This is a genomic window from Streptomyces sp. NBC_00203 (genome assembly GCF_045206325.1).
Taxonomy (GTDB): Bacteria; Actinomycetota; Actinomycetes; order Streptomycetales; family Streptomycetaceae; genus Streptomyces; species Streptomyces lutosisoli.
In genome coordinates, this window is sequence record NZ_CP108126.1 from 4,266,317 (window position 1) to 4,290,433 (window position 24,117).

Here is a 24,117-nt window from a genome sequence, read left to right on the forward strand (position 1 = left end):
GGGGCAGGTCAGGGAAGGACGGCGAGCGTGAGTGAGCTAGTGACGGGCGAGGCGGTGGCGCTGGAGCTGCGCCCCGCGAAGCTGCCGAGCCGAGCGCTGGCCGTGTTGCTGGACCTGGCCGTGGCCATGGCCGTCTATGTCGTCGTGACCATCGGTCTGGTGGCGTCAACGGCCGCCCTGGACGACGCGGCGCAGCTCGCGGTGTCCATCGCCAGCTTCATTCTCGTGCTGGTGGGCGGGCCGATCGCGGTGGAGACCCTCAGTCACGGCCGCTCGCTCGGGAAGCTGGCGTGCGGGCTGCGGGTGGTGCGGGACGACGGTGGGCCGGTCCGGTTCCGGCATGCGCTGGTGCGCGGCGCTGTCGGTGTGGTCGAGATTCTGATGACGTTCGGGATCGTCGCGTGCATCGCCTCGCTGGTGTCGGCGCGGGGGCGACGGCTCGGTGACGTCTTCGCGGGGACTCTCGTCGTACGGGAGAGGATTCCGGTCGGCCATATGCCCTTCGTGCCTCCGCCACCGCCCTGGTTGGCCGGGCGGTTCTCCGGGCTTGACCTGTCCGCGGTGCCCGACGGGTTGTGGCTGGCCATCCGCCAGTACCTGACACGGATGCGGCAGTTGGATCCGCAGGTCGGCGGCGCCATGGCGGAACGGCTCGCCCTGGATCTCGCGGCCCGTACGGGGGCTCCGGCGCCGCAGGGGGTTCCGCCTGCCGCGTATCTGGCGGCCGTGGTGCAGGAGCGGCAGGCGCGGGAGGTCAGGCGGGCGTTTGGGGGCGGGGCGGCCGGGATCTCTCAGCCCGGCCCTGGTGGGTACCCGACCGGAGTGCCGAGCCCGGCAGGACCGGCGGCGCAGCCGTCAGACGCACAGTCCTACCGCTACCCGTCAGCTCCCTCGGCGGTTCCGGGAGCGGCGTCGCAACAGGTGCCGCAAGCGCCGCCGCGGCCCACCGCGCCGCAGGCCGACCAGATCGATCGCCCCGCGACCGGCTTCGTGCCGCCCGCGTAGTCAGCCGTCGCGGCCCGCCCGCGCAACCAGCCGTCATGGCGCCGGCGGGTCGAGACGTCGTCGTCAGGCGAATACCGACGGCGGCGATTCGAGGTGTTCGAGCTCGATGCCGGGCGCCGCCAGCACCACGTCTCCGGAGATGTGCACGGCGTGCTGCTCCCCCGTGTCCAGCGCTGTGACCTGGTATTCGTCCACGGTCAGAGGGCCGTTGTCAGTGGCGTGTGTTTCTCTCGAGATCAAGGCCCAGGACTGGTCGAGTGTGCGCGGGGCGAGGACTGGGTCGGTGAAGGCGACGAGGCGTACGCGGGTCGCGGCGGCGGAGGGGGTGAGGCGAAGGAGACGGGCGGTGGCGATGAGGAACGCGGGGGACGTACCGGTGAAGGCGTGGGCCTGGACATTGCCTTCGGTGGCCTCCGTGCCGGTGGGGTCGGTGCGGACCCAGGTCACACCGTCGATCGCGGCGCCGCGGATCTGCCAGCTCGCGGCGTGCAGTTCGAGTCGGATGGGGCGGCCGAGTTCGTCGAGGGCGAGGTCGACGGAGCCGGAGTGGTCGCCGGAGGGGGTGGTGAGTTGGGAGACGTAGCGCCAGCCGGAGGGGCCGGGCGCGCAGTGGAAGTGCTCTTCAGCGAGGGGGGTGTGATCGTGCGGATCATGGAGCGAATAACGGCCGCGGGGCATGGGCGTTCAGGTCCTCATCGGGGACAGGCCCCCGCCACGAGAGCGAGGGCCTGCTGACATCCGTACGCCGAGCGGTGGTACCGCTGCTCGGCGGGGTGCTCAGTAGCGGTAGTGGTCCGACTTGTACGGGCCGTCGACCTCTACGCCGATGTACGAGGCCTGCTCGGGGCGCAGCGTCGTCAGCTTCACGCCGAGCGAGTCGAGGTGGAGGCGGGCGACCTTCTCGTCCAGGTGCTTGGGCAGCACGTAGACGTCGGTCGGGTACTCCTCGGGCTTCGTGAACAGCTCGATCTGGGCCAGAGTCTGGTCCGCGAACGAGTTGGACATCACGAAGGAGGGGTGACCGGTGGCGTTGCCCAGGTTCAGCAGGCGGCCCTCCGACAGCACGATGAGCACCTTGCCGTCGGGGAACTTCCAGGTGTGGACCTGCGGCTTGACCTCGTCCTTGACGATGCCCGGGATCTTCGCGAGGCCGGCCATGTCGATCTCGTTGTCGAAGTGACCGATGTTGCCGACGATCGCCTGGTGCTTCATCTTGGCCATGTCCGCGGCCATGATGATGTCCTTGTTGCCGGTCGTGGTGACGAAGATGTCGGCCTTGTCGATGACCTCGTCGAGCGTCGTGACCTGGTAGCCGTCCATCGCCGCCTGCAGCGCGCAGATCGGGTCGATCTCGGTGATGATCACGCGGGCGCCCTGGCCGCGCAGGGACTCCGCGCAGCCCTTGCCCACGTCTCCGTAGCCGCAGACGACGGCGGTCTTGCCGCCGATCAGGACGTCGGTGGCGCGGTTGATGCCGTCGATCAGGGAGTGGCGGCAGCCGTACTTGTTGTCGAACTTCGACTTCGTCACGGCGTCGTTCACGTTGATCGCCGGGAACAGCAGGGTGCCGTCGCGGTGCATCTCGTAGAGACGGTGGACGCCGGTCGTGGTCTCCTCGGTCACGCCGCGGATCTCCGAGGCGAGCTGGGTCCACTTCTGGGAGCCGTCGGTGATGGTGCGGTTCAGGAGTTCGAGGACGACGCGGTGCTCGTCGGACTCGGCGGTGTCGACCGAGGGGACCTTGCCGTCCTTCTCGTACTCGACGCCCTTGTGGACGAGGAGGGTGGCGTCACCGCCGTCGTCCAGGATCATGTTCGGGCCGCCGGTGGGGGTGTTCGGCCAGGTCAGCGCCTGCTCCGTGCACCACCAGTACTCCTCCAGGGTCTCGCCCTTCCAGGCGAAGACCGGGACGCCCTGCGGGTTGTCGGGCGTGCCGTCCGGGCCGACCGCGATGGCGGCGGCGGCGTGGTCCTGGGTGGAGAAGATGTTGCAGGAGGCCCAGCGGACCTCGGCGCCCAGGGCGACCAGGGTCTCGATGAGAACGGCGGTCTGCACCGTCATGTGCAGGGAGCCGGTGACGCGGGCGCCCGCGAGGGGCTGCGCCTCGGCGTACTCCTTGCGGATCGACATCAGGCCGGGCATCTCGTGCTCGGCGAGGGTGATCTCCTTGCGGCCGAACTCGGCCAGGGAGAGGTCGGCGACCTTGAAGTCCTGTCGGTTGTCGACAGTCGTCATGGCGAGCTGCTCCTTGGGGTCGGGATTGGGGCGAGGTGGATACGGCTGTCTGCGCGGCGGCGGGCATACCCATACCCGAGCTGGGCACGGAGGTGCCCGGCAGGGCACAGGTGTGCCTGATGCGCGCAGCGCAGTCGTCGGAGGCCCTCTCTCCCTCGGCCGGTCCGCGGTGGGACCGCCCGACCGCCATCAGCAGCGACGTCTGGCTAAGCCACCAAGCTACACCGGTGGACCCGGCCGTCCCCAGTCCGCCTTCGGACACAGCGGGGTCCCGCGCGCATGGATCAGGCCGATGACGGGAGGTCTTCGGCACCAGGACGGATGCGATGACCGCGCCGGTCGTCGGGTTCGCGCGGTCCGCCGAGGGCATCGAGTGGGGTGCGCCCGACGGGGCCAAGCAGGTGTTCACGATCTCCGTGCCGGAGGCGGCCGCGGGCGACGAGCATCTGCGGATCCTGGCGATGTTGTCGCGGAATGTGGAGGGACCCCGGGTTCCGGGAGCGGCTGACTGAGGCGGCGGACGTGGGCGCGATCCTCGGCGTGCTGGGCGAGATGCATTGGGGCCCCGGCCCCGTGGTCGCGAGGCCGGAGCCCCTCGCCGTGCGTTCACAGGAAGCCGCTAGCCTCTGCGCGCGCGGGAGTGCCGTGCGGGGAGGGGTTGGGGATGCGCAGGGGGCGAGGGCTGGCCGTCACGGCGTGGGTGCTGGGGCCGTTGGGTTTGGTGTTGCTGCTCGGGTCCTTGATGTATGCGCGCAGCGCCTATACGACGGCCGCGGTGCGGAGCGGGAGCATGACGCCCACGTACACGGTCGGTGAGCGGCTGTTCGTGGAGCGCGTCGGCGGGGAGCGGATACGGCGTGGTGACGTGGTGCTGTTCTCCGCGCCGGAGCGGTACGGCTCGGCGGGAAGTGTCATACAGCGCGTCATCGGGGTCGGTGGCGACCGCGTGGCGTGCTGCGGGGGTGCGGGGCCGGACGAGCGGATCACCGTCAACGGGAAGCCGCTCGACGAGCCGTATCTGCAGGACGGCGTCGTCGACGAAACGCACAGGCAGTACGACCCGTACGACGTCACGGTGCCCGAAGGACGGCTGTTCCTGCTCGGCGATCAGCGCCTGAACGCGCGGGACTCCCGTTACTTCCTCGACGACCACGGCGGGACGGTGCCCGTCGGCGCGGTGCAGGGTCGGGTGGTCGACCATCGCGCGGTGCCCATCGCGCTTGCGGTGACAGGGATGCTCGGGGTGCCGATCGCGCTCGCCGGGGTCGGCTTCGGGATCGCCGCCTTTGTCGTACGACGGCGGAGTCGGGCGGTGCCGCCGGCGCCGCCGTGGGCCGTGCAGCAGGTGTGAACGACGGTGGGGGCCCGCCCGGACGACTCCGGGCGGGCCCCCACCACGTACAGGCAAGGTGACATCAGTGCTCGGGTGCCGGGGACGGTCCCCCGGGCGTCGCCTCGCGGTCCGGGCCCTTGGCCGCCTCCGCCTCGTTGTAGATGTCCGGCTCGAGGTAGATCACGCGGGCGATCGGGACGGCGGTGCGGATGCGGGACTCTGCGGCGTTGATCGCGGAGGCGACCTCGGCGGCCGTGTCGTCGTGCTGGACGGCGATCTTGGCGGCGATCAGGAGCTCCTCCGGGCCGAGGTGGAGGGTGCGCATGTGGATGATGCCGGTGACCGTGTCGCCGTCGACGATGGCGTCCTCGATCTTCTTGACGTCATCGGTGCCCGCGGCCTCGCCGAGGAGGAGGGACTTGGTCTCGGCGGCCAGGACCAGGGCGATCAGGATGAGCAGGACGCCGATGCAGACCGTGCCGATGCCGTCCCAGACGCCGTCGCCGGTGAGCAGGGCCAGGCCGACGCCGCCGAGCGCGAGGACCAGACCGATCAGCGCGCCGAAGTCCTCCAGGAGGACGACCGGCAGCTCGGGGGCCTTGGCGCGGCGGATGAACTGTGCCCAGGACAGCGTGCCGCGCAGTTCGTTGGACTCCTTGATGGCCGTGCGGAAGGAGAAGCCCTCGGCGATGATCGCGAACACCAGGACGCCCACCGGCCAGTACCAGTGGTCGATCTCGTGGGGGTGCTTGATCTTCTCGTAGCCCTCGTAGACGGCGAACATGCCGCCGACCGAGAAGAGGACGATCGAGACGAGGAAGGCGTAGATGTAGCGCTCGCGGCCGTAGCCGAAGGGGTGTTGCGGGGTCGCCTCGCGCTGGGCCTTCTTGCCGCCGATCAGGAGGAGCGCCTGGTTGCCGGAGTCGGCGAGCGAGTGGACGCCCTCGGCGAGCATCGATGACGAGCCGCTGAAGGCGAACGCGACGAACTTCGCTGCCGCGATCGCGAGGTTGGCGCCGAGTGCCGCCACGATCGCTTTGGTGCCGCCTGAAGCGCTCATGTGCTCCTGCTGTCCCTTCGTACGCCGTCCAGGGCTTTGCCTGCCTTTTGCCCGTGGGCCATTGTTGCAGCCCGCTCGGACAACGGCGCCTCAGGTCACCACAGTCGTCCCGTCAGGCCACCACTGTCGCACGGAAGATCGTGCCGTTCCCGGACACTTCCGCCTTTTCGCCTGCCGGTACGAAGACCGACTGGCCGGGGGCCAGTGTGCTGCCGTCCGCGTGTACGGAACCCGCCGTGCAGAGCAGGATCTGCGGGGTCTCGCGCGTGAGGTCGCGTGGGGCGGCGCCCTCCGCCAGGACGTACCGGGAGAGGCGGAACTCGTCGATGGGGGTCGCGTAGACCTCCTCGCCGTCGGGGGACGCCTCCGGGCGCAGGACGCCGGGGTCGCTCGCCTCGAAGTGGACGACGCGCAGGAGTTCGGGGACGTCGACGTGCTTGGGGGTCAGGCCGCAGCGCAGGACGTTGTCGGAGTTGGCCATGATCTCGACGCCGAGGCCGTTCAAGTACGCGTGCGGGACTCCGGCGCCGAGGAACAGGGCCTCTCCGGGCTGCAGCTGGACGTAGTTGAGGAGCATCGCGGCGAGGACGCCGGGGTCGCCCGGGTAGTGGTGGGCGATGTCGGCGTACGGGGCGTAGTCGCCGCCGAGGCGGGCGCAGGCGGCCGCGGCCTCGGTGACCGTGCGGGACATGTCCTCGGGGTCCGCGCTCAGCACCGCCGTCAGGATCTCGCGCAGCGCCGCGTCCTCCGGGTGGGCGTGCAGCAGGTCGACGTACGGCTTGAGGGAGTCGACGTCCAGGCCCGCGAGGAGTTCGGCGGCCTCGTCGGGCGCGCGGAAGCCGCACAGGCCGTCGAACTCCGTGAGGGCGCAGATCAGTTCGGGCTTGTGATTGGCGTCCTTGTAGTTGCGGTGCGGGGCGTCGATCGGGATGCCGCGGCTCTCCTCGTCCTCGTAACCCTCCCTCGCCTGCTCCAGGTTGGGGTGCACCTGGAGGGAGAGGGGGCCGCCCGCGGCGAGGATCTTCAGCAGGAACGGCAGGCGGGGGCCGAACTTGGCGACGACCGCGCGGCCGAGTTCCTTCCCGGGGTCCTCGGCGATGACCTCGTTGAGCGGACCGCGCGCGGTGCGCGAGGGCGCGCCCGGATGGGCGCCCATCCACATCTCCGCCTGCGGTTCACCGGTCGGCTCCACGCCGAGCAGTCGCGGGATGGCAGTCGTCGAACCCCAGGCGTAGGGGCGGATGGTGTTGTCGAGGCGATCCATACGAGTCTCTACGGTTCCTTCTGCGTACGACGCGGGGGCTCGCCCCCGGCACGCGGGTCCCACGGGGAAGGCGTGGACCTTCATCCGCGTGCGCTGGACCTTCCTCCACGTGCGGTGGGCCTTCCTCCGCGTACGAAGGTCAGGGTGTCGGAGTCAAGATCAGGCGCCCGAAGCAAGCGCCAGGTAAACGGCGGCGAAATCCGTGATGGCGATCAGTTCGGCGAGGGTCTCCAGCTCGCCGCCCTCCTCGGGTTCGAGTTCGCTGATCGCGGTGTCGTGGCTGAGGGCGAGTTCGCGGGCGCCGGGCGCCGCGCTGATTCCGCCGATCGGGCGGTCGCGGAGCAGCACCACGCGCGCGTGCAGGGCCTGTGCCTCCGTGACGCGGTCGCGGAAGAAGTCGTCGGGGTCGGCACCGGCGGCGAGTGCGCCCGCGAGCAGCACGCTGTGCGAGGCGAGCGCCTCGGGGAGTTCGGCGGTGAGCGCGGGGCGGCCCGCGAGCTCGGCGAGCGCGGCGGTGAAACGGCGGCCCGCGGGGCCCGCGGAGGTGCCCTCCGTCCAGATCACGGGGAGCGCCTCGGCCAGCTCGACGGCGAGCGTCTTGGCGGGGTTGCTGTAGGTCGCGATGGCCGGACCGCAGCGCTCGGCGATGTGGTCGAGGCGGTCGGCGACCTTCTGGAGAGCCTCGGGCGGGGCCGAGACCAGGCCGGTGCGGTCAAGGAGGGCGAGCAGCGGGGTGAGCAGCGCCCACAGGACGCCGGGCGCGGAGGCGGCCAGGGGTTCGTCGTGCTCGTAGGGGGCGGTCGCCATCGGTACGAAGAGGCCGTGCGCGCCGTCCACCCACTCGGCGAGGGGGGAGCCGGCCGGGGCCACCGCGGCGACGGTGGAGCCGCGACGGTAAGCCGACTCGATCAGCAGTTCGAGTCCCGGTTCGCTGCCGTCGGGCGTGGCGACCAGGAGGAGGTCTACGGGGCCCGCCCAGCCGGGCAGCTCCCAGCGTAGGGCGCCCGCGGCGGGGGCGACCCCGGCGGGGGTGAGCCGAGTGAGGGGGCAGCTCGCTCCGGCGAGGGTGCCGAGCAGTTCGGCGACGCCGGTGGCGGCCATGCCGGGGCCCGCGATCAGGACGGCGCGCGGGCGGCCGTCCGGCTTCAGCTCGGGGATTCCGGCCTCGGTGGCGTGCCGGACCGCGGTGCGGACCCGGGCGCCGGCCTCGGCGGCACCGCGGAGTAGCGCGCGGCGGTCGGCGCGGGTGAGTGCGTCGGGGTCGTCGAGCAGCGATTCGTCGAGCATGGGGTCGGGAGCCTCCGATCGCCGGGGGTCGCTTTCGCGCTGACGCGTGTGTCGTTACGCGTGTGTCGCCGAGGGGTCGCTCACGCGGGGCGGCGGGCCTCGTCGACGAGGAGTACGGGGATGCCGTCCCGGACGGGGTAGGCGAGGCCGCAGTCTGCTCCCGTGCAGATCAGCTCGGTGTCCTGCTCCTTGAGCGGGGCGTGACAGGCCGGGCAGGCGAGGATCTCCAGGAGGCCGGCTTCGAGCGGCATGGGGTGTCCTTTCGAACGGGTGGATGCGGCCTGGTCAGGGTACCGCTGTGGGGGCCTGGGTGTCGGGGCGCGGCGCTGGCTTGTGGGGTGGGGTTGGGGGGTGCGTGGGGGTTGTTCTTTGGCTGCGGGTGGGTGTGGGCTGGGCTAAAAGATTGCGCAGTTCCCCGCGCCCCTTAAATGAACCCGGGGCGGGCCGGGGTGTTTTTAGGGGCGCGGGGAACTGCGCGAGCAACCCCCACCGGCCCGCAGACGTCGTTCAGGGGCGCGGGGAACGGCGCGATCTTTTAGGGGTGTCTGGGGGCGCAGCCCCCAGGGATGGGACGGGTAGGGGCGGCGGGGGCGAGAAACGCGCCCCGTGCGGTCTCAGGCTCGGATGGTTGCCAGTACCTCGTCGCGGATCTTCGCCATTGTCGGCTCGTCCCTGGCTTCGGCGTTGAGGCGGAGGAGGGGCTCGGTGTTGGAGGGGCGGACGTTGAACCACCAGTCGGCGGCGGTGACGGTGAGGCCGTCGAGTTCGTCGAGGGCGATGCCGTCGCGGCCCTGGTACGCGGCCTTGATGGCGGCGAGGCGGCCGGCCTGGTCGTCGACGGTGGAGTTGATCTCGCCGGAGCCGACGTAGCGGTCGTACTCGGCGACGAGCTGGGAGAGCGGGCCGTCCTGGCCGCCGAGAGCGGCGAGGACGTGCAGGGCGGCCAGCATGCCCGTGTCGGCGTTCCAGAAGTCACGGAAGTAGTAGTGCGCGGAGTGCTCGCCGCCGAAGATCGCGCCGGAGCGGGCCATCTCGGCCTTGATGAAGGAGTGGCCGACGCGGGTGCGGACCGGGGTGCCGCCCTGCTCGCGGACGACCTCCGGGACCGACCAGGAGGTGATCAGGTTGTGGATGACCGTGCCCTTGCCGCCGTTCTTCGCCAGCTCGCGGGAGGCGACCAGGGCAGTGATCGCGGACGGGGAGACCGGGTCGCCGTGCTGGTCGACGACGAAGCAGCGGTCCGCGTCGCCGTCGAAGGCGATGCCGAGGTCGGCGCCCTCCTCGGGCACGCGCTTCTGGAGGTCCACGATGTTCGCCGGGTCGAGCGGGTTGGCCTCGTGGTTGGGGAACGTGCCGTCCAGCTCGAAGTACATCGGGACGAGGTCCAGGGGCAGGCCGGCGAAGACGGTGGGGACCGTGTGTCCGCCCATGCCGTTGCCCGCGTCGACCACGACCTTCAGGGGGCGGATCGAGGTCAGGTCGACGAGTGCGCGGAGGTGCGCCGCGTAATCCTCCAACGTGTCCCGCTGCGTGATCGTTCCCGGCGTCGCGTCGAAGGCCGGGGCGCCCGAGTCGAGCCAGGACTCGACGAGTTCGCGGATCTCGGAGAGGCCGGTGTCCTGGCCGACCGGGGCGGCGCCCGCCCGGCACATCTTGATGCCGTTGTACTGGGCGGGGTTGTGCGAGGCCGTGAACATGGCGCCCGGGAGATCGAACGCGCCCGACGCGTAGTACAGCTGGTCCGTCGAGCACAGGCCGATCTCGGTCACGTCGACACCACGGGCCACCGCTCCACGCGCGAAGGCACGGGACAGGCCGGGCGACGAGGGGCGCATGTCATGCCCGATCACGATCGCGTCCGCTCCGGTCACCTGGACGAAGGCCGCGCCGAACAGCTCGGCCATGGGCTCGTCCCACTGGTCCGGGACCACACCTCGTACGTCGTACGCCTTCACGAGCTGCGACAGATCAGCAGTCACGGCCAACCCTCCAGAAGTCCACATCGGTCGCCCCAAACTACCCGCCCCGGCTGACACTCCGGTGTGCGGCCGCTGAGTGGACGCGCATCCGTGACCTGCGCACCTGTGTCCGTCACCTGGGGGAAACCCGCCCGTCTCAGGGGAGCATCCAAGCGAGCACCGGTGAACTCTGTCCCACCACGATCAGGCACATGATCAGCAGCAGCCCGGCGCTCCACGGCAGCACCTTGCGCAGCAGGTCGCCCTCGCGGCCCGCGAGCCCGACCGCCGCGCACGCGATGGTCAGGTTCTGCGGCGAGATCATCTTGCCGAGCACACCGCCCGAACTGTTGGCGGCGGCGAGCAGTTCGGGAGACAGCCCCGACTCACGGGCCGCGCTCACCTGGAGGGCACCGAAAAGGGCGTTCGCCGAGGTGTCGGAGCCGGAGACGGCCACCCCGAACCAGCCCAGAACGGGTGACAGGAAGGCGAGCCCGGCGCCGGCCGCCGCCACGAAGTGGCCGATCGTGGCGGCCTGTCCGGAGAGGTTCATGACGTAGGCGAGGGCCAGCACGGACGTCACGGTGAGGATGGCGAACCTCAACTCGTGGACCGTCGCCGCCCATTCCCTGACGGCCACGCGCGCGTGCACCCCGAGTACGGCGGCCGTGCACAGTCCGGCGAGCAGCACGAGGGTGCCGCCGGTCGACACGATCGGCCAGGTGAAGACGTTCCCGCCGACCGGCTTCCCGTCCGGGTTGACGACGTCCAGGAAGGGCCAGTCGTACGTCCTGGTCGCCTGCGCCAGCCAGTCCTTCACTGCCGGGATCTGCGCGATCGAGAAGATGGCGACGATCAGCGCGTAGGGGGCGTAGGCCCGCGCGACTTCGGCGCGCGGGTCCTCCTCGTCCAGGTCCTCGCTGCGTACGCCGGTCAGGACCGCCGCTCGTACGGACTCGGTGGCGGGCACGCGTGCGTGCGGTACGGCGATCAGGGCGGCCGCGCCCGCCAAGGAGGCGCCGATGTCGGCGAGTTGCGCGGAGACGTAGTTCGAGGCGGCGAACTGGGCGGCGGCGAAGGCGACTCCGCACGCCAGGGCGGGCACCCAGGTCTCGCTCCCACCCGTCGCCCGACCACCGCCCCTCAACGACGCGCTTCGCGCGGCCCCTTCTGATTGCGCCGGCCGTCGACCAGACCGACCAGCAGCAGGGGCACGACGAGGGCCAGCAGCGGGGTCTGACGGCCCACTACGGAGGCGACGGAATCCAGTGGCAGGCCGGTGACTTGGGCGAGCGTCACGACCGGTGTGCCCATCGCGCCGAACGCGACCGGCGCGGTGTTGGCGACCAGCGCGACCACCGCCGCGCGCACCGGGTCGAAGCCGAGCGCGACCAGCATCACCGAGCAGATCGCGACGGGCGCCCCGAAGCCCGCGAGGGCTTCCAGGAGCGCGCCGAAGCAGAAGGCGACCACGAGCGCCTGGATGCGTGGGTCGTCGGACAGCCGCCCGAACGAGCGGCGCAGGATGTCGAAGTGCCGGGTGCGGACGGTCATCCGGTACACCCACAGGGCGTTGACGACGATCCACAGGATGGGGAAGAGGCCGAAAACGGCGCCCTGGGCTGCGCTGGAGAGCGTCTGACCGACCGGCATGCCGTACGCGAGCCAGGCGACCAGGGAGGCCGCCAGAAGGCCGATGAGCCCGGCCCGGTGCGCCTTCATGCGGACGCCGCCGAGCAGGACCAGCACGACGGCCAGGGGCAGGACGGCGACGAGGGCGGACAGGCCGAGCGAGTCGGCGACGGGTTCCAGTTCCTGGACGTACACGAGCGCCTCCCCGGATTCCGTGATGCGGAAAGCGATTTCTCACGGCAAACGGAATGGTCGTGTCCGCGACAACTTCACGTCAATGGGTGTGCGTCAGCCAGCGAGATCGGGCGTACAGGCGGGCGTACAGGGCAGAGGCGCACGCGGGGACGAAGGGCGCACGGAGAAGGGGCGCACGCCGGTACGGGGAACACCCGGAAGGAAGAGGCGCACAAAGGGAAGAGGGGCGTGCAGAAAGGGCGCGCGGAGAAGCGAGGGGCTCTCAGTTGTCCGGCGAGCGCAGCACCCGCAGGTGGCCGCGGCGCGCGACCTCCATCGGGTCCGCCGAGCGCGCGCTCACGCCGCCACCGGCCCCCGCGGCGCGCCGCTGCGGACGTGCCGCCTCGCGCACCGCGTTGGCAAGCGCTTCCAGATCGTCGCCACTGGGACGCGAGGGACCGGAGGAGTCGGCGAGCCGGACGACCTCCCAGCCGCGCGGCGCGGTGAGGCGCTCGGAGTGCTCGGCGCACAGGTCGTAGCAGTGGGGTTCGGCGTAGGTGGCGAGCGGGCCGAGGACCGCGGTCGAGTCGGCGTAGACGTACGTCAGCGTCGCGACGGCGGGACGGCCGCAAGCGGTTCGCGAACAGCGACGTACAGGGCTCACGACGTTGGACGGTACCGCACTCTTGAGCGGGCCGCGACGACTCTCCCCCAGGTCACCCCACCGTGTCGTGCTGTGAGACGGCCCACACGGACCTCCGCACATCCAGCCCTGACCTGGGGCGACATCACGTGACGGGATGCCGAACAGACCTGAATCCGGTCACCACTTGGTGCAAACCATGTCAATTGCCCTGTGAGCGACGGTCTTGGAGGGATACGGAATCGAGCCCAACCTTGGCCGGAATGGTCATCGAGCGACATCCGGCATGATCACCGGACTTCGCGCCCCACTCCGCCCACGGTCCGCCCACCGTCCGCGGGCAGCCGCGTGGGGGTCGGGCACACGGGCCTTCCTGGGACTACGCTGCGTCAGTGATGGACAACCCCGTACCGCCCCGCGCCGCCGCACCCGGGCCCCGCCGTCGTGACCGCCATGGCAGGGGCATGCGTGGCCCCGTCGCGCCACCCCAGGTGCCGCTCGCCGCGAGCCGCGCCGAGGTGTTCGCGGACCTGGTGCAGGACTCCGTGGAGCGGCTGGAGCGGCGCTGGCCGCAGCTCGCCGACATCGACTTCCTGGTCCTCGAAGTGCCCCGCCTGGAAGGCTCCGGCGACGGCTGGAGCGACGAGGCGGTGCCTCTGGGCGGCACGATTCCGGCACACGAGGGCCACCCCGCGCGGGTGGTCGTCTACCGCCGCCCGGTCGAGATCCGCACCAAGGGCCGCGACGAGCGCGCCGCCCTGGTGCACGAGGTCGTCGTGGAGCAGGTCGCGGAACTGCTGGGGCTGACACCGGAGACGGTGGATCCGCGGTACGGCGAGGACTGACACCCGTACTGGGCGAACTGACACCCGTACGAGTACTAAGACTTCACGGCACGCACGCGTGCGGGGCGAGAACTATCGCAGCACCCCGCACGCGCGCGTGGAGTCCGTTTTCCCCGGCCCGCCCTACTTCAGCAGCACCGAGAGATCCTGATCGGCCGCCGGTACCGCGACCGTTCCCCGGTCGTCCGGGAGGGTCTGGACCGTGAAGCCGGGGACGCCCTCCTCGGTGACGGCGAGCATCCGGGAGGCGTAGACGGGGCCTCCGGAGACCGGTTCGACCGTGAGCGCGTACGTCCCCTTGAGGCCGGCCGGGACCGGTGCCTCGACGTTCTGGGTCGTGCCGGCCTTGATCGTGAACGTCTTCGTCACGGCCGTACCGCCCTCGCTGCCCGCGGACGCGGTGACCTTGACCTGAGCGGCGCGGCCGGGGGCGGCCAGGGCGAGCGTGGAGCCCTTGGAGCGGTTGTCCGCGACCGTCGCGCGCGTGCCGACCTGGCCGGTGGCGGGGATGAAAGCGGTCTCCTGCTTGCCGCCCGTGCCGCGCACGACCCGCAGGGCGGCGACGACCGGAACCGACGTGCCGGTCGGCGTCAGCACCAGGGAGCCCGCTTCGCCCCGTGTGACGTCACCGAGGTCGATCGCGGCGGTCATGCCGGCCTTCACGTGCAGCGTCTCGTGCCCCGCGGGTGTGATCAGCCCCGAAGGGGTGGCGAGGCGCACCTTCAGGTCGGCGTCGGTGTCGCCGGGCACGAAGGCGACCAGGCGCACGGATGTGGCGTCCTTGGGGATGCCCGGCAGGACGAGGCTGCCCGCGGGGTCGGTGGAGGCGGCCAGCCAGTCGCCGCCGAGCTTGTCGTCCAGGGCCTGCACGGTGGCTCCGACACGGCCGCTGCGGACCGTCACGTGCACGGTGAGGTTGGTCTGCGCGTCGTCGGTGAGCGTGTTCAGCAGGATCGGCTCGCTGGCGTGGGGCTGGACCGTGATTCCGTCGCCCACCGTGGACTTGAGGGCGCCGTCCTTGCCGTACAGCTCGATGTCGACGACGGCGGCCGAGTCGTCGGGATTGGTCAGGTGCACGTAGTCGGTGCGGTCGGCGGCGGTGCTGGCGCCCGGGAACCAGAACTCGGTGTCCGGGGCGGTGCAGTTGGTGCCGAGCAGACCGCGTCCGGTGCCCGCGGCGACCTCGGTGGTCTCCTGGACGGTCCAGCCCGGCGCGAACCTGCCCTCGGCGGTGCCGACGAGGGCGGGCGCCTCGGCACCCGAGCTGTCGCCGGTGGCCGGCTTGCCGGGCTCCTTGAGTGTCACGACCGGCTTGTCGGCACTCTTGCCGCTCTTCTTGCCGCCGGCCGCGTCCGCCGACTCCTCGGTAGCCGACTGGAGTTCGGCCTTGCCGCTGTCACCGGTGCCCTTCGAGACGGGCGTGAAGGACGTGTACGCGGTCTCGGCGATGTCGGAGGTGCTGGGCTGCGGGCAGAGCAGGCTGGTGCGCTCCACGGGCAGTTGGGCGGCCGTCCTGGCGGTGCTCGCGTCGCCGGAGGCGGCCGGTGCGCTGAGCGCGGCGAAGCCGGTGACGGCGGCGAGCGCGGTCGCGCCGGCGATCAGGGACAGGGTGGTGCGGTTCACTGCTGGCTCCCGTCGGGGCGCTCACTGTCGGTGCCGTGCGGCGGCTGCGCGGGCATCGGGGGCTGCGCCGGGTCGTACGCCGGGTCGTAGCCCTGGCCCGCCGTGTCGTAGCCCTGGCCGCCGTACGTCTGGTCGTACGACGTCGTGCCCCCGTAGGCGTACGGGTCGTACTGGCCGCTCTGGTAGGGGTCTGCCTGGTACGGCTGTTCGTAGGTGCCCGCCGGGTACTGCTGCTGGCCCTGGTACTGCTCGCCGCCGTAGGTGCCGTAGTCGGCGCCCGCGTAGCTCGGTGTGTCCCACTCGCCGTACGCCTGCTGTTGCGGGACGGCGGCCGGGACTTCCTCCTCCTCCGGAGGAGGAAGGGTGTCTGCCTCTTCGGCGTCTTCGGCGTTCTCGGCGGCCTGCTCGGCCTCCGCCTCGGCCTGGGCTCGCAGACGGCGGGCGCGCCGGCCCTCGCCCGTGACGTCCTGGGCGGGGACGGCCTGCTCCTCGGGGAGGTCGTCGTCGACGTCCCGGCGCCGCCCGGGCAGGGCGAGCACCACGAGGACGACGGCGAGCGCGCCCTGCGCCCAAAGCCAGGCGGTGTGGCTCACCGGAGCGTCGAAGGTGACGTCCAACGTGCCGCCGGTGGTGGGCAGTTCGAAGCCCTGCGCCCAGCCGTCGACCGTGGTGCGGGTGAGCGGCTTTCCGTCCAGGGTCGCCGTCCAGCCCTCGTTGGCCGTGTCTGCGAGGCGCAGGACGCGGCCGTCGGCTCCGGCGGGGATGGTCGTGTGCAGCTCGACGGGTCCGGCCGCGATGGACGTCGCGTCGCCGGACTTGGGGACGATCGCGGCGCGCGAGACCTGCCGGTCGACGCGCCACAGGGCGCTGCCGTCCTGCTGGCTGAGCCGGGTCAGGCCCGGCGTGGCGTCCAGGACGCGGCTCATCTCGCGGGGCGCGCCCTTGCGGACGAGGACGTAGCGCACGGCGAAGCCGCCGAGTTCGTCGGCCTGGTCGGCGCCGGAGCCGGCCACGAGGTTGGCGACGACCTTGTCGAGCTTCTTGTTCGCGCCGTCCGCCGCCGCGAGTTCGGCGTCGCCGAGGCGGGCGCCGGAGCCGCGCACGAGGGTGTAGCCGACCTTGGCGGCCGAGCGGCTGTCGAGGACGAGGGTGCGGGCCTGGTCGCGCGTGCCGCTCTCCTCGGCGACGAACGCGGGCACCTGCACCGGGTCGCGGCGCTCCACGGGCCCGTCGGCGCCCCCGATGATCCACCCGGCGGCGACGAGCAGCGGCCCCGCCGCGCAGGCGAAGGCGATGAGCGCGGCCACCGGCTGGCGCCAGCCGAAGCTCTGCTCGGCCACGCGCGCGCGTGCCCCGTCGGCGCCGACCGCCGCGGCGGCAAGGAGCGCGAGGCCGTAGACGAGGGTCGCGGGCCCGGCCCAGGTGGAGCTGTTGGACAGCACGGCGAAGACGAGCGCGACCAGGGCGGCAGCCCAGGCGACCCACACCGACTGCTGTCGCCCGCCGCGCAGCAGGGCAGCCAGCGCGGCCAGCACGATGCCGAACAGCATCAGCCCGCTGACGGTCCCGGGGCCGCCCGGACTGGCGCCGAGCAGGTCGAGCGCGGAGGCCGCGCTGTCGCCGTACTCCAGACCGGCTTCCTTGAAGAAGCCGAACGGGAGCAGCGTCAGCGACCAGGGGGCGAGGATCAGCAGCGGGGTGCCGAGCTGGGCCAGGAAACGCAGCCCGTAGGCGACGATCTCGTTCCTGCGCACTACGAGGAGTGCGATGCCAAGGACCAGCGCGATGGACCACACGATCGGCGTGAACGCCGTGGTGAACGTCAGCAGCAGGGCGTACGCCCAGGTGGCGCGCCAGCTGCCGCGCGCCCCGGAGGAGTGCGTCAGCCCGCTCGCGGCCATGCCCGCGCGCGCGATGAGCGGCAGCAGGATCGCGAGGACGGCGGTGCCGATACGGCCGCCCGCGAGCGCGCCGGTGGCGGCGGGCAGGAAGGCGTACGCCACGGACGCCCAGGCGCGCAGCAGGCGCGACTCGACGAGGGGGCGCGAGGCGAAGTACGCGGCGAAACCGGCGAGCGGCACGGAGGCCACCAGGAGCACGGTGACCGCGAGCCCGGTGGAGCCGAGGAGCAGCGAGGACAGCAGCGCGACGAGCGCGAGGTAGGGCGGCGCGGACTGGGTGCCGCCCGCGCCCACCGGATGCCAGCCGTCGAGGTAGCGCGACCACAGCTCGGAGGAGTCCGCGGGCGCGGGCAGCAGCGCGCCGCCCGCGAGCGCCCCGCTGCCGAGCAGTTGGCGGCAGGCCAGGAGCGAGACGAACAGCAGGACCAGGAAGAGCATCGGACCGGGGTTGCGGGCGACCCGCTTGAGCCGCGCGAACTGCTCGATCTCCAGGAAGTCCGCGTCGTCGCCGCCCGGTCCGGACTCGACCGCGCTGCCGTGCCGTCCGGCACCGGTCGTGGCCTCGGGGTCGGAGCTGCCCCCGAGGTTGCTCGCGACCTGTTCGACGGTGGCCCGCACGGTCGCGCCGGGCGGCGGGAACAGTGCCCGCAGCTCGCCCTTGTCGACCTGGGGCCGGCCGCGCCTGCGGCGGCCCGCGATGATCCGCTCCGGGCGCAGCAGGGTGCCCAGGAGACCGCGGATCTCGTCGACCGCCTGTCCGGGGACCTTGCCGACGAGATACGCGACCGTGCGCAGCAGGGTGCCGAGGACCAGGCGGATCAGGATCCAGGGCAGCTGCGCGGTACGGGCGTTGACGAGGAGGGTGTAGACGGCGCCCGCCTTGTCGACCTTGTGCGGGGAGGCGGAGGTGCGGCCCACGCAGTCGACGGTGCGGCGCTCGCGGGAGGCCGCCTCGGCGTGCCGTACGACCGCTTCGGGGGCGACGAGGACGCGGTGGCCCGCGGTCTGGGCGCGCCAGCACAGGTCGACGTCGTCGCGCATCAGCGGCAGTCGGCGGTCGAAGCCGCCGAGTTCCTCGAAGACATCGCGCCGGATCAGCATTCCGGCGGTGGAGACGGACAGCACGGGGTGGACGTGGTCGTGCTGGCCCTGGTCCTGTTCGCGGCGGTCCAGACCCGTCCAGCGGCGGCCGGAGTTGGCGATGGTGACGCCGACTTCGAGCAGCTGACGGCGGTCGTACCAGCCGCGGAGCTTGGGGCCTACGACGGCGACGTCCTGGCCGAGCTCCCGCTCGTTCTCCACGACCCGCAGCATCTGTGCCAGGGCGTCCGGCTCGGGGGCGCTGTCGTCGTGCAGCAGCCACAGCCACTGCTCGGGCTCGCCGTGCGGGAGGTCCGGCATGTCGTACGCGTCGTCGCGCCACGTGCGCGTGACGGGGTCCCAGCCGCTGGGGCGCTTCAGGTAGGGCAGGTCGTCCGGGGTGAGCACACTGGCGCTGCGGGTGGCCTCTTCGACGGCCTGGCCGAAACCGGTGCGGCGGGCGAGATGCAGCACACGGTCGGCGCCGAGGGCGTCGGTGAGCAGCTGGGCGGAGTCGTCCGCGCTGCCGGTGTCGGCCGCCACCGCGTTCTGCACGGGGCGCTCCTGGCCGAGCAGCCCGGCGAGCGCCTCGGGCAGCCAGCGGGCGCCGTCGTGGGAGACGAGCACCGCGGTCACCACGTGGCGCGGGAACTCAGGGGTGGCGGCGGCGTCTTGATGGGCTGCCGAATGGCTGTGCACGGACATCGAGGTACGGGCCCCGGTTCGATGGACTGCGGTGGACGTCTGTGTCCGGCGGGGACAGCGGGACGTCTCGGACGAGGGCCCACACTAACGGCTGGGCAAGACGGCGGCCCGCCGCCTGTGGATAACCCACCTGCGACGGGCCGTTCGTTACGTAGGAGTGTGTGCCGTTTGGTCAGGGGCACACACGCGCGCGTACGACTGTTCTCAGTACCGCTCTGTACTGCTCCGTACCGCTTCTTTCAGACGGCTGCCTTCTTCAGGCGACGCCGCTCACGCTCGGACAGACCACCCCAGATGCCGAACCGCTCGTCGTTGGCGAGCGCGTATTCGAGGCACTCGGAGCGGACCTCACAGGCGAGGCAGACCTTCTTGGCCTCGCGGGTGGATCCGCCCTTCTCGGGGAAGAAGGACTCGGGGTCGGTCTGGGCGCACAGCGCGCGCTCCTGCCAGCCGAGTTCCTCGTCCGCGTCGTCGACCAGCAGTTGCTGCACCAGCTCGGTCATGTGCGCCCCTCGTCTGTCTTTCGCGTCCCCGTGATGCTGCCGTTACCGATTTCGGCTGAACGACACGAGTGAAATTACAAGTGTGCCGATCCGGGCCAGTCAAGCCGAGATCTGCTATTGGGTCCCTTATTCACTCTGCGGAACCAAGGCTATGCGGAAAGTGTTCAAATCGGCATAAACCCTGACAGCCCAAGGGGGTCCCGGTCGGACGCCCGGCCCCTTCACAGGGGAGGACGCCCAGGAGTTCGATCTCGTTCCGACGCGGACCCTGAAGCGAACCGGATCACATTTCGATCACGGGGTCGCAGTGAGGTTTGTGCGCCCGGTTGTGCGCCATGTGTCCGGGGCGGCTCCTGAACAAACCTTTCGCCTGCCAGATGAACCGGATGAGGTGAAACATCTCCCACATGGCGGACATGAAGTTGACAGTGGGAGTGTGAACCGGGGACCTTATGGGCATGCTCGCGAACTTGGCGCTCGCCTCGACCCGCACCGCCGGGTCCCACGGTGCTGCCCGCGCTCGCTGTAGCTGTTGTTGCTGTTCCAGCTGTTGAGCCTTACCGCGCTCCGGCTGCCTCGCCGCCACTGAGGCGAATCCCCGCCCCCTTCCAGGGCGAACGCCCGCACCAGGGCAACCCCTCCCGTCCGTGACCCGGACGGAAATGGTCCGCGACACCCCAGCACTCTCCCGCCGAGGAACCACCGCACCCCATGAACAGCGACAACGACCTCCAGATCGCCGGCGACATCCTCGAAGTACCGCACCTGCTCCAGCCGCCGCGCGAGCACCCCGGCACCGTGGCCGAGTTCGTCGGCCTCGCCCGCTCCATCGCCGCCGACCGCTCCCAGTGGGAGCACCTCGTCCAGTACGACGCGACCTCGCGCTGGTACCACCGGCTGAGCACCGGCCCCGGCTACGAGGTGTGGCTGCTCTCCTGGGTGCCCGGGCAGGGCAGCGGGCTGCACGACCACGGCGGCTCCTCCGGCGTACTGACGGTCCTGGACGGCGCGCTGACCGAGCGCACGGAGCGCGGCACGCGCGCGTTGAGCGCCGGATCGCAGCGGGTGTTCGCGCCCCGCTACATCCACGAAGTCGTCAACGACTCCCTCGAACCGGCCGTGAGCCTGCACGTTTATTACCCGGGTCTTACCGAGATGCCGATGCACGCCGCGCGGTGCGCCGTCGCCGAGGTCTCCTGACCGCCCGGTCCCGTGACCGCCGGGTCTCGTAACCGCGTGACGCGTTGTCGTACCCGCCTGCAAGACTGAGTCTCATGCGCATTGTGGTTCTGGCAGGCGGTATCGGTGGTGCCCGGTTCCTGCGTGGTCTCCAGCGGGCCGTGCCGGACGCGGACATCACGGTCATCGGCAACACCGGCGACGACATCCACCTCTTCGGGCTGAAGGTCTGCCCGGACCTCGACACGGTGATGTACACGCTCGGCGGCGGCATCAACGAGGAGCAGGGCTGGGGTCGGGCCGAGGAGACCTTCCATCTGAAGGAGGAGCTCGCGGCGTACGGGGTCGGGCCTGCGTGGTTCGGGCTCGGCGACCGCGACTTCGCGACGCACATCGTGCGGACACAGATGCTGGGCGCGGGCTATCCGCTCAGCGCCGTCACCGAGGCGCTGTGCGACCGGTGGAAGCCGGGCGTCCGGCTCATCCCCATGTCCGACGACCGCGTCGAGACGCATGTCGCCGTCACACTGCCCGCCGACGACTCCGGCTCCGGCTCCGGCTCCGGCTCCGGCGAGCGCAAGGTCGTCCACTTCCAGGAGTACTGGGTGCGGCTGCGGGCCTCCGTGCCGGCCGAGGCGATCGTGCCGGTCGGCGCCGAGCAGGCCAAGCCCGCGCCCGGGGTGCTCGAAGCCATCGCCGAGGCGGACGTCGTGCTCTTCCCGCCGTCCAACCCCGTCGTGTCCGTCGGCACCATCCTCGCCGTGCCCGGCATTCGCGAGGCCATCGCCGAGGCGGGCGTGCCCGTGGTCGGCCTCTCCCCCATCGTCGGGGACGCGCCGGTGCGCGGCATGGCCGACAAGGTGCTCGCCGCGGTGGGCGTCGAGTCCACGGCCGCGGCGGTCGCCGAGCACTACGGCTCGGGGCTCCTCGACGGCTGGCTCGTCGACACGGTGGACGCCTCCGCAGTGGAGCGTGTGGAGGCGGCCGGAATCCGGTGCCGGGCCGTGCCCCTGATGATGTCCGACCTCGACGCGACGGCGCAGATGGCGCGTGAGGCGCTGGCACTGGCGGAGGAGGTACGGGCGTCTTGAGCGGACAGGGCGGACAGGGCGGTGCCACGGGCTATCGGGTCTGGGCGCTGGACGGGCTTCCCGAGGTGCGTCAGGGCGACGACCTCGCGAAGCTCATCGCCGCGACCGAGCCCGGGCTCGTCGACGGGGACGTACTCCTCGTCACCTCCAAGATCGTGTCCAAGGCGGAGGGGCGGATCGTCGAGGCCGTCGACCGTGAGGCCGCCATAGACGCCGAGACCGTACGGGTCGTGGCGCGGCGCGGGACCCTGCGGATCGTCGAGAACCGGCAGGGGCTCGTCATGGCCGCCGCCGGTGTCGATGCCTCCAACACCCCCGCCGGGACCGTGCTGTTGCTGCCCGAGGACCCCGACGCGTCGGCGCGGGCGATTCGGGAAGGGCTGCGGGACACACTCGGGGTCGAGGTCGGTGTCGTGATCACCGACACCTTCGGGCGGCCCTGGCGCACCGGGCTCACCGATGTCGCCATCGGCGCCGCGGGCGTACACGTACTCGACGATCTGCGCGGCGGCACGGACGCGTACGGCAATCCGCTGAGCGCGACCGTCGTCGCCACCGCCGACGAGCTCGCCTCCGCCGGTGACCTGGTCAAGGGCAAGGCCTCCGGGCTGCCCGTCGCCGTCGTGCGCGGGCTGCCGCACGTGGTGGCCGAGGACGACGGCGAGGGGGCGAGGGCGATGGTGCGCGGCGCGCACGACGACATGTTCCGGCTGGGCACCTCGGAAGCCGTACGGGAGGCGGTGACCCAGCGGCGTACCGTACGGGCGTTCACCGACGAGCCCGTCGACCCCGGTGCCGTACGGCGTGCGGTCGCCGCGGCGGTGACCGCTCCGGCGCCGCATCACACCACTCCCTGGCGGTTCGTCCTCCTTGAGTCGCAGGAGTCCCGGACGCGGCTGCTGGACGCCATGCGGGACGCGTGGATCGCGGATCTGCGGGGGGATGAGAAGAGCGAGGAGTCCATCGCCAAGCGGGTGCGACGGGGGGACGTGCTGCGCAACGCGCCGTACCTCGTGGTGCCGTGCCTGGTCATGGACGGGTCCCATACGTACGGCGACGTACGGCGGGACGGGGCCGAGCGCGAGATGTTCGTGGTCGCCGCCGGGGCGGGGGTGCAGAACTTCCTGGTCGCGCTGGCCGGGGAGCGGCTCGGGTCCGCGTGGGTGTCGTCGACGATGTTCTGCCGGGATGTCGTACGGGAAGTGCTGGGGCTTCCGGAGGGATGGGATCCGATGGGGGCCGTGGCCGTGGGGCATGCGGCGGAGGCGCCGAGGGCTCGGCCGGAGCGGGACGCGGGGGCGTTCATCGAGGTGCGCTGAGGCGTCCGACGCCTACGGGGCATCCGCAGCGCCTACTCTCGTAAGGCACCCTGAGCATCCCTGGGACCTCCATGGGCGTCCCTGGGACCTCGACCTCCATCAGGACCTCATTCGTGTAGGACCTCATTCGTGGCTGGACGTTTCGCTCCTCGGCCGACGCGTACCACCGTGCGCGGCGGGCATGTCGTCGTGCCTGGCGGGGTGCCTCGGCAGGCGCCCGTGGCCGGGCTCAGTCGTACGTGGACACCGGCCGGACCGCTCGATCTCGGGCTCGTGCTCGGGCCGCTGCGGCGTGGGCCGGGCGATCCGACGTTCCGGGCGACGGCGGACGGGGCCGTGTGGCGGGCCAGCCTTACGCCCGGCGGGCCCGGGACCCTGCGGGTCGTGGTGCGGGGCGGGGTGGTTCAGGGCGAGGCGTGGGGGCCGGGGGCCGAGTGGCTGCTCGACCGGCTTCCCGAACTGCTCGGGGCGGCGGACGATCCGGACGCCTTCGAGCCGCGGCACCGGCTGGTCGCTCTCACGCGGCATCGGCGGCCGGGGCTGCGGCTGACGCGTACCGGGCTCGTGCTGGAGTCGCTGATTCCGTCCGTGCTGGAGCAGAAGGTGACCACGGACGAGGCTTATCGGGCGTGGCGGTTGCTCGTGCGGAAGTTCGGGGAGCCTGCGCCGGGGCCCGCGCCGGAGCGGATGTACGTCATGCCGGCGCCGCGGACGTGGGCGTTGATCCCGTCCTGGGAGTGGCATCGGGCCGGGGTCGACAACAAGAGGGCTTCCACGGTGCTTCGGGCTGTGCGGGTTGCTGCGCGGCTTGAGGAGGCGGTGTCGTTCGATCCTGTGCGGGCTCAGGCTCGGCTTGAGTTGGTGTCCGGGGTGGGGCCCTGGACCTCTGCGGAGGTTGTGCAGCGGAGTCATGGGGCCGCGGATGCGGTGACCGTGGGGGATCTTCATCTTCCCGGCATCGTGGGGTATGCCCTGGCGGATGACCGGGATGCGGATGACTCTGTGATGCTCTCGCTGCTCGAGCCGTATGCGGGGCAGCGGCATCGGGCGGCTCGGCTCATTCTGCTGTCGGGGCGGACGCCGCCGCGGCGTGTGCCGAAGATGCCACGCGGGGATATCGGGCGGTTGTGATCGCCCCCGCCGCCCCTACCCGTCCCATCCCTTCCTGGGGGCTGCGCCCCCAGACCCCCCTCAAAGATTGCGCCGTTCCCCGCGCCCCTGAAAGTCGTCTGCGGGCCAGTGGGGGTTGTTCGCGCAGTTCCCCGCGCCCCTTAAGGGGC

Annotated in this window: 18 protein-coding genes and 2 pseudogenes; 8 read left to right on the plus strand and 12 right to left on the minus strand. The window is 71.6% G+C overall.

Annotation, left to right across the window (positions count from 1 at the left end):
* The first annotated feature begins 27 nt into the window (after window positions 1-27).
* Window positions 28-1,005, plus strand: coding sequence for an RDD family protein (locus OG975_RS19185; protein WP_406330502.1), 978 nt, complete (start codon window positions 28-30; stop codon window positions 1,003-1,005).
* Window positions 1,006-1,068: 63 nt separating this feature from the next.
* Here OG975_RS19185 and OG975_RS19190 read toward each other — a convergent pair whose 3' ends face one another.
* The gene (locus OG975_RS19190) at window positions 1,069-1,683 is read right to left on the minus strand and encodes a hypothetical protein (protein ID WP_406330503.1); all 615 of its coding nucleotides are present in this window, start codon (window positions 1,681-1,683) and stop codon (window positions 1,069-1,071) included.
* 99 nt (window positions 1,684-1,782) lie between these two features.
* A complete protein-coding gene (gene ahcY / locus OG975_RS19195; protein WP_406330505.1) occupies window positions 1,783-3,240 on the minus strand; it encodes an adenosylhomocysteinase in 1,458 nt (485 codons plus the stop codon).
* Window positions 3,241-3,554: 314 nt separating this feature from the next.
* Here ahcY and OG975_RS19200 point away from each other — a divergent pair.
* Both OG975_RS19200 and lepB read left to right on the plus strand, forming a co-directional pair.
* Window positions 3,555-3,795, plus strand: a pseudogene (locus OG975_RS19200) (PTS sugar transporter subunit IIA); the annotation flags it as partial.
* 109 nt (window positions 3,796-3,904) lie between these two features.
* Window positions 3,905-4,591 (plus strand): signal peptidase I, encoded by a 687-nt coding sequence (lepB, locus tag OG975_RS19205; protein WP_406330506.1) that lies wholly within the window; start codon window positions 3,905-3,907, stop codon window positions 4,589-4,591.
* Between the two features lie 64 nt (window positions 4,592-4,655).
* Here lepB and OG975_RS19210 read toward each other — a convergent pair whose 3' ends face one another.
* From OG975_RS19210 to OG975_RS19240, 7 genes and pseudogenes are all read right to left on the minus strand, one after another.
* The gene (locus OG975_RS19210; RefSeq protein WP_406330507.1) at window positions 4,656-5,633 is read right to left on the minus strand and encodes a cation diffusion facilitator family transporter; all 978 of its coding nucleotides are present in this window, start codon (window positions 5,631-5,633) and stop codon (window positions 4,656-4,658) included.
* 112 nt (window positions 5,634-5,745) lie between these two features.
* Complete coding sequence (gene manA, locus OG975_RS19215; protein WP_406330508.1) at window positions 5,746-6,897, minus strand: mannose-6-phosphate isomerase, class I; 1,152 nt, start codon at window positions 6,895-6,897, stop codon at window positions 5,746-5,748.
* Between the two features lie 159 nt (window positions 6,898-7,056).
* A complete protein-coding gene (locus OG975_RS19220) occupies window positions 7,057-8,184 on the minus strand; it encodes an SIS domain-containing protein (RefSeq protein ID WP_406330509.1) in 1,128 nt (375 codons plus the stop codon).
* Window positions 8,185-8,264: 80 nt separating this feature from the next.
* Complete coding sequence (locus OG975_RS19225; protein WP_242765862.1) at window positions 8,265-8,435, minus strand: Trm112 family protein; 171 nt, start codon at window positions 8,433-8,435, stop codon at window positions 8,265-8,267.
* A gap of 363 nt (window positions 8,436-8,798) precedes the next feature.
* Window positions 8,799-10,163 carry a phosphomannomutase/phosphoglucomutase gene (locus OG975_RS19230; protein ID WP_406330511.1) on the minus strand — a complete coding sequence of 455 codons (1,365 nt, stop codon included), beginning with the start codon at window positions 10,161-10,163 and terminating at the stop codon, window positions 8,799-8,801.
* 136 nt (window positions 10,164-10,299) lie between these two features.
* Window positions 10,300-11,969, minus strand: a pseudogene (locus OG975_RS19235) (L-lactate permease).
* A 262-nt stretch (window positions 11,970-12,231) separates the two neighbouring features.
* Window positions 12,232-12,714: a DUF3499 domain-containing protein gene (locus OG975_RS19240; protein WP_406330513.1), complete on the minus strand. Its 483-nt coding sequence runs from the start codon at window positions 12,712-12,714 to the stop codon at window positions 12,232-12,234.
* Between the two features lie 272 nt (window positions 12,715-12,986).
* On the opposite strand from OG975_RS19240, the gene OG975_RS19245 reads away from it, so the two are divergent.
* Window positions 12,987-13,436 carry a metallopeptidase family protein gene (locus OG975_RS19245; RefSeq protein WP_406336338.1) on the plus strand — a complete coding sequence of 150 codons (450 nt, stop codon included), beginning with the start codon at window positions 12,987-12,989 and terminating at the stop codon, window positions 13,434-13,436.
* A gap of 123 nt (window positions 13,437-13,559) precedes the next feature.
* Here OG975_RS19245 and OG975_RS19250 read toward each other — a convergent pair whose 3' ends face one another.
* The 3 genes from OG975_RS19250 to OG975_RS19260 form a co-directional block, all read right to left on the minus strand.
* Window positions 13,560-15,059 (minus strand): DUF5719 family protein, encoded by a 1,500-nt coding sequence (locus OG975_RS19250; protein ID WP_406330514.1) that lies wholly within the window; start codon window positions 15,057-15,059, stop codon window positions 13,560-13,562.
* On the minus strand, window positions 15,056-18,745 hold the full coding sequence (locus OG975_RS19255; protein WP_406330515.1) for a glycosyltransferase: 3,690 nt from the start codon (window positions 18,743-18,745) through the stop codon (window positions 15,056-15,058). Before OG975_RS19255 ends, OG975_RS19250 begins: the two co-directional genes overlap by 4 nt.
* 239 nt (window positions 18,746-18,984) lie before the next feature.
* The gene (locus tag OG975_RS19260; protein WP_003975777.1) at window positions 18,985-19,248 is read right to left on the minus strand and encodes a WhiB family transcriptional regulator; all 264 of its coding nucleotides are present in this window, start codon (window positions 19,246-19,248) and stop codon (window positions 18,985-18,987) included.
* A gap of 711 nt (window positions 19,249-19,959) precedes the next feature.
* Here OG975_RS19260 and OG975_RS19265 point away from each other — a divergent pair.
* The 4 genes from OG975_RS19265 (at window position 19,960) to OG975_RS19280 (ending at window position 23,968) form a co-directional block, all read left to right on the plus strand.
* Window positions 19,960-20,448 (plus strand): cysteine dioxygenase, encoded by a 489-nt coding sequence (locus tag OG975_RS19265; protein ID WP_406330516.1) that lies wholly within the window; start codon window positions 19,960-19,962, stop codon window positions 20,446-20,448.
* Window positions 20,449-20,522: 74 nt separating this feature from the next.
* On the plus strand, window positions 20,523-21,518 hold the full coding sequence (cofD, locus tag OG975_RS19270; RefSeq protein ID WP_406330517.1) for a 2-phospho-L-lactate transferase: 996 nt from the start codon (window positions 20,523-20,525) through the stop codon (window positions 21,516-21,518).
* A complete protein-coding gene (locus OG975_RS19275; RefSeq protein ID WP_406330518.1) occupies window positions 21,515-22,837 on the plus strand; it encodes a coenzyme F420-0:L-glutamate ligase in 1,323 nt (440 codons plus the stop codon). Before cofD ends, OG975_RS19275 begins: the two co-directional genes overlap by 4 nt.
* 129 nt (window positions 22,838-22,966) lie before the next feature.
* Window positions 22,967-23,968, plus strand: a complete 1,002-nt coding sequence (locus OG975_RS19280; RefSeq protein WP_406330519.1) for a DNA-3-methyladenine glycosylase family protein — start codon at window positions 22,967-22,969, stop codon at window positions 23,966-23,968.
* The last annotated feature ends 149 nt before the right edge of the window (window positions 23,969-24,117 follow it).

Coding starts and splice junctions, on each gene's coding strand:
- OG975_RS19220 (WP_406330509.1), bottom strand. CDS start 8,184: ATGCTCGACGAATCGCTGCTCGACGACCCCGACGCACTCACCCGCGCC.
- lepB (WP_406330506.1), top strand. CDS start 3,905: ATGCGCAGGGGGCGAGGGCTGGCCGTCACGGCGTGGGTGCTGGGGCCG.
- OG975_RS19260 (WP_003975777.1), bottom strand. CDS start 19,248: ATGACCGAGCTGGTGCAGCAACTGCTGGTCGACGACGCGGACGAGGAA.
- OG975_RS19190 (WP_406330503.1), bottom strand. CDS start 1,683: ATGCCCCGCGGCCGTTATTCGCTCCATGATCCGCACGATCACACCCCC.
- OG975_RS19265 (WP_406330516.1), top strand. CDS start 19,960: ATGAACAGCGACAACGACCTCCAGATCGCCGGCGACATCCTCGAAGTA.
- OG975_RS19245 (WP_406336338.1), top strand. CDS start 12,987: ATGGACAACCCCGTACCGCCCCGCGCCGCCGCACCCGGGCCCCGCCGT.
- ahcY (WP_406330505.1), bottom strand. CDS start 3,240: ATGACGACTGTCGACAACCGACAGGACTTCAAGGTCGCCGACCTCTCC.
- OG975_RS19210 (WP_406330507.1), bottom strand. CDS start 5,633: ATGAGCGCTTCAGGCGGCACCAAAGCGATCGTGGCGGCACTCGGCGCC.
- cofD (WP_406330517.1), top strand. CDS start 20,523: ATGCGCATTGTGGTTCTGGCAGGCGGTATCGGTGGTGCCCGGTTCCTG.
- manA (WP_406330508.1), bottom strand. CDS start 6,897: ATGGATCGCCTCGACAACACCATCCGCCCCTACGCCTGGGGTTCGACG.
- OG975_RS19255 (WP_406330515.1), bottom strand. CDS start 18,745: ATGTCCGTGCACAGCCATTCGGCAGCCCATCAAGACGCCGCCGCCACC.
- OG975_RS19240 (WP_406330513.1), bottom strand. CDS start 12,714: ATGTGCGGAGGTCCGTGTGGGCCGTCTCACAGCACGACACGGTGGGGT.
- OG975_RS19225 (WP_242765862.1), bottom strand. CDS start 8,435: ATGCCGCTCGAAGCCGGCCTCCTGGAGATCCTCGCCTGCCCGGCCTGT.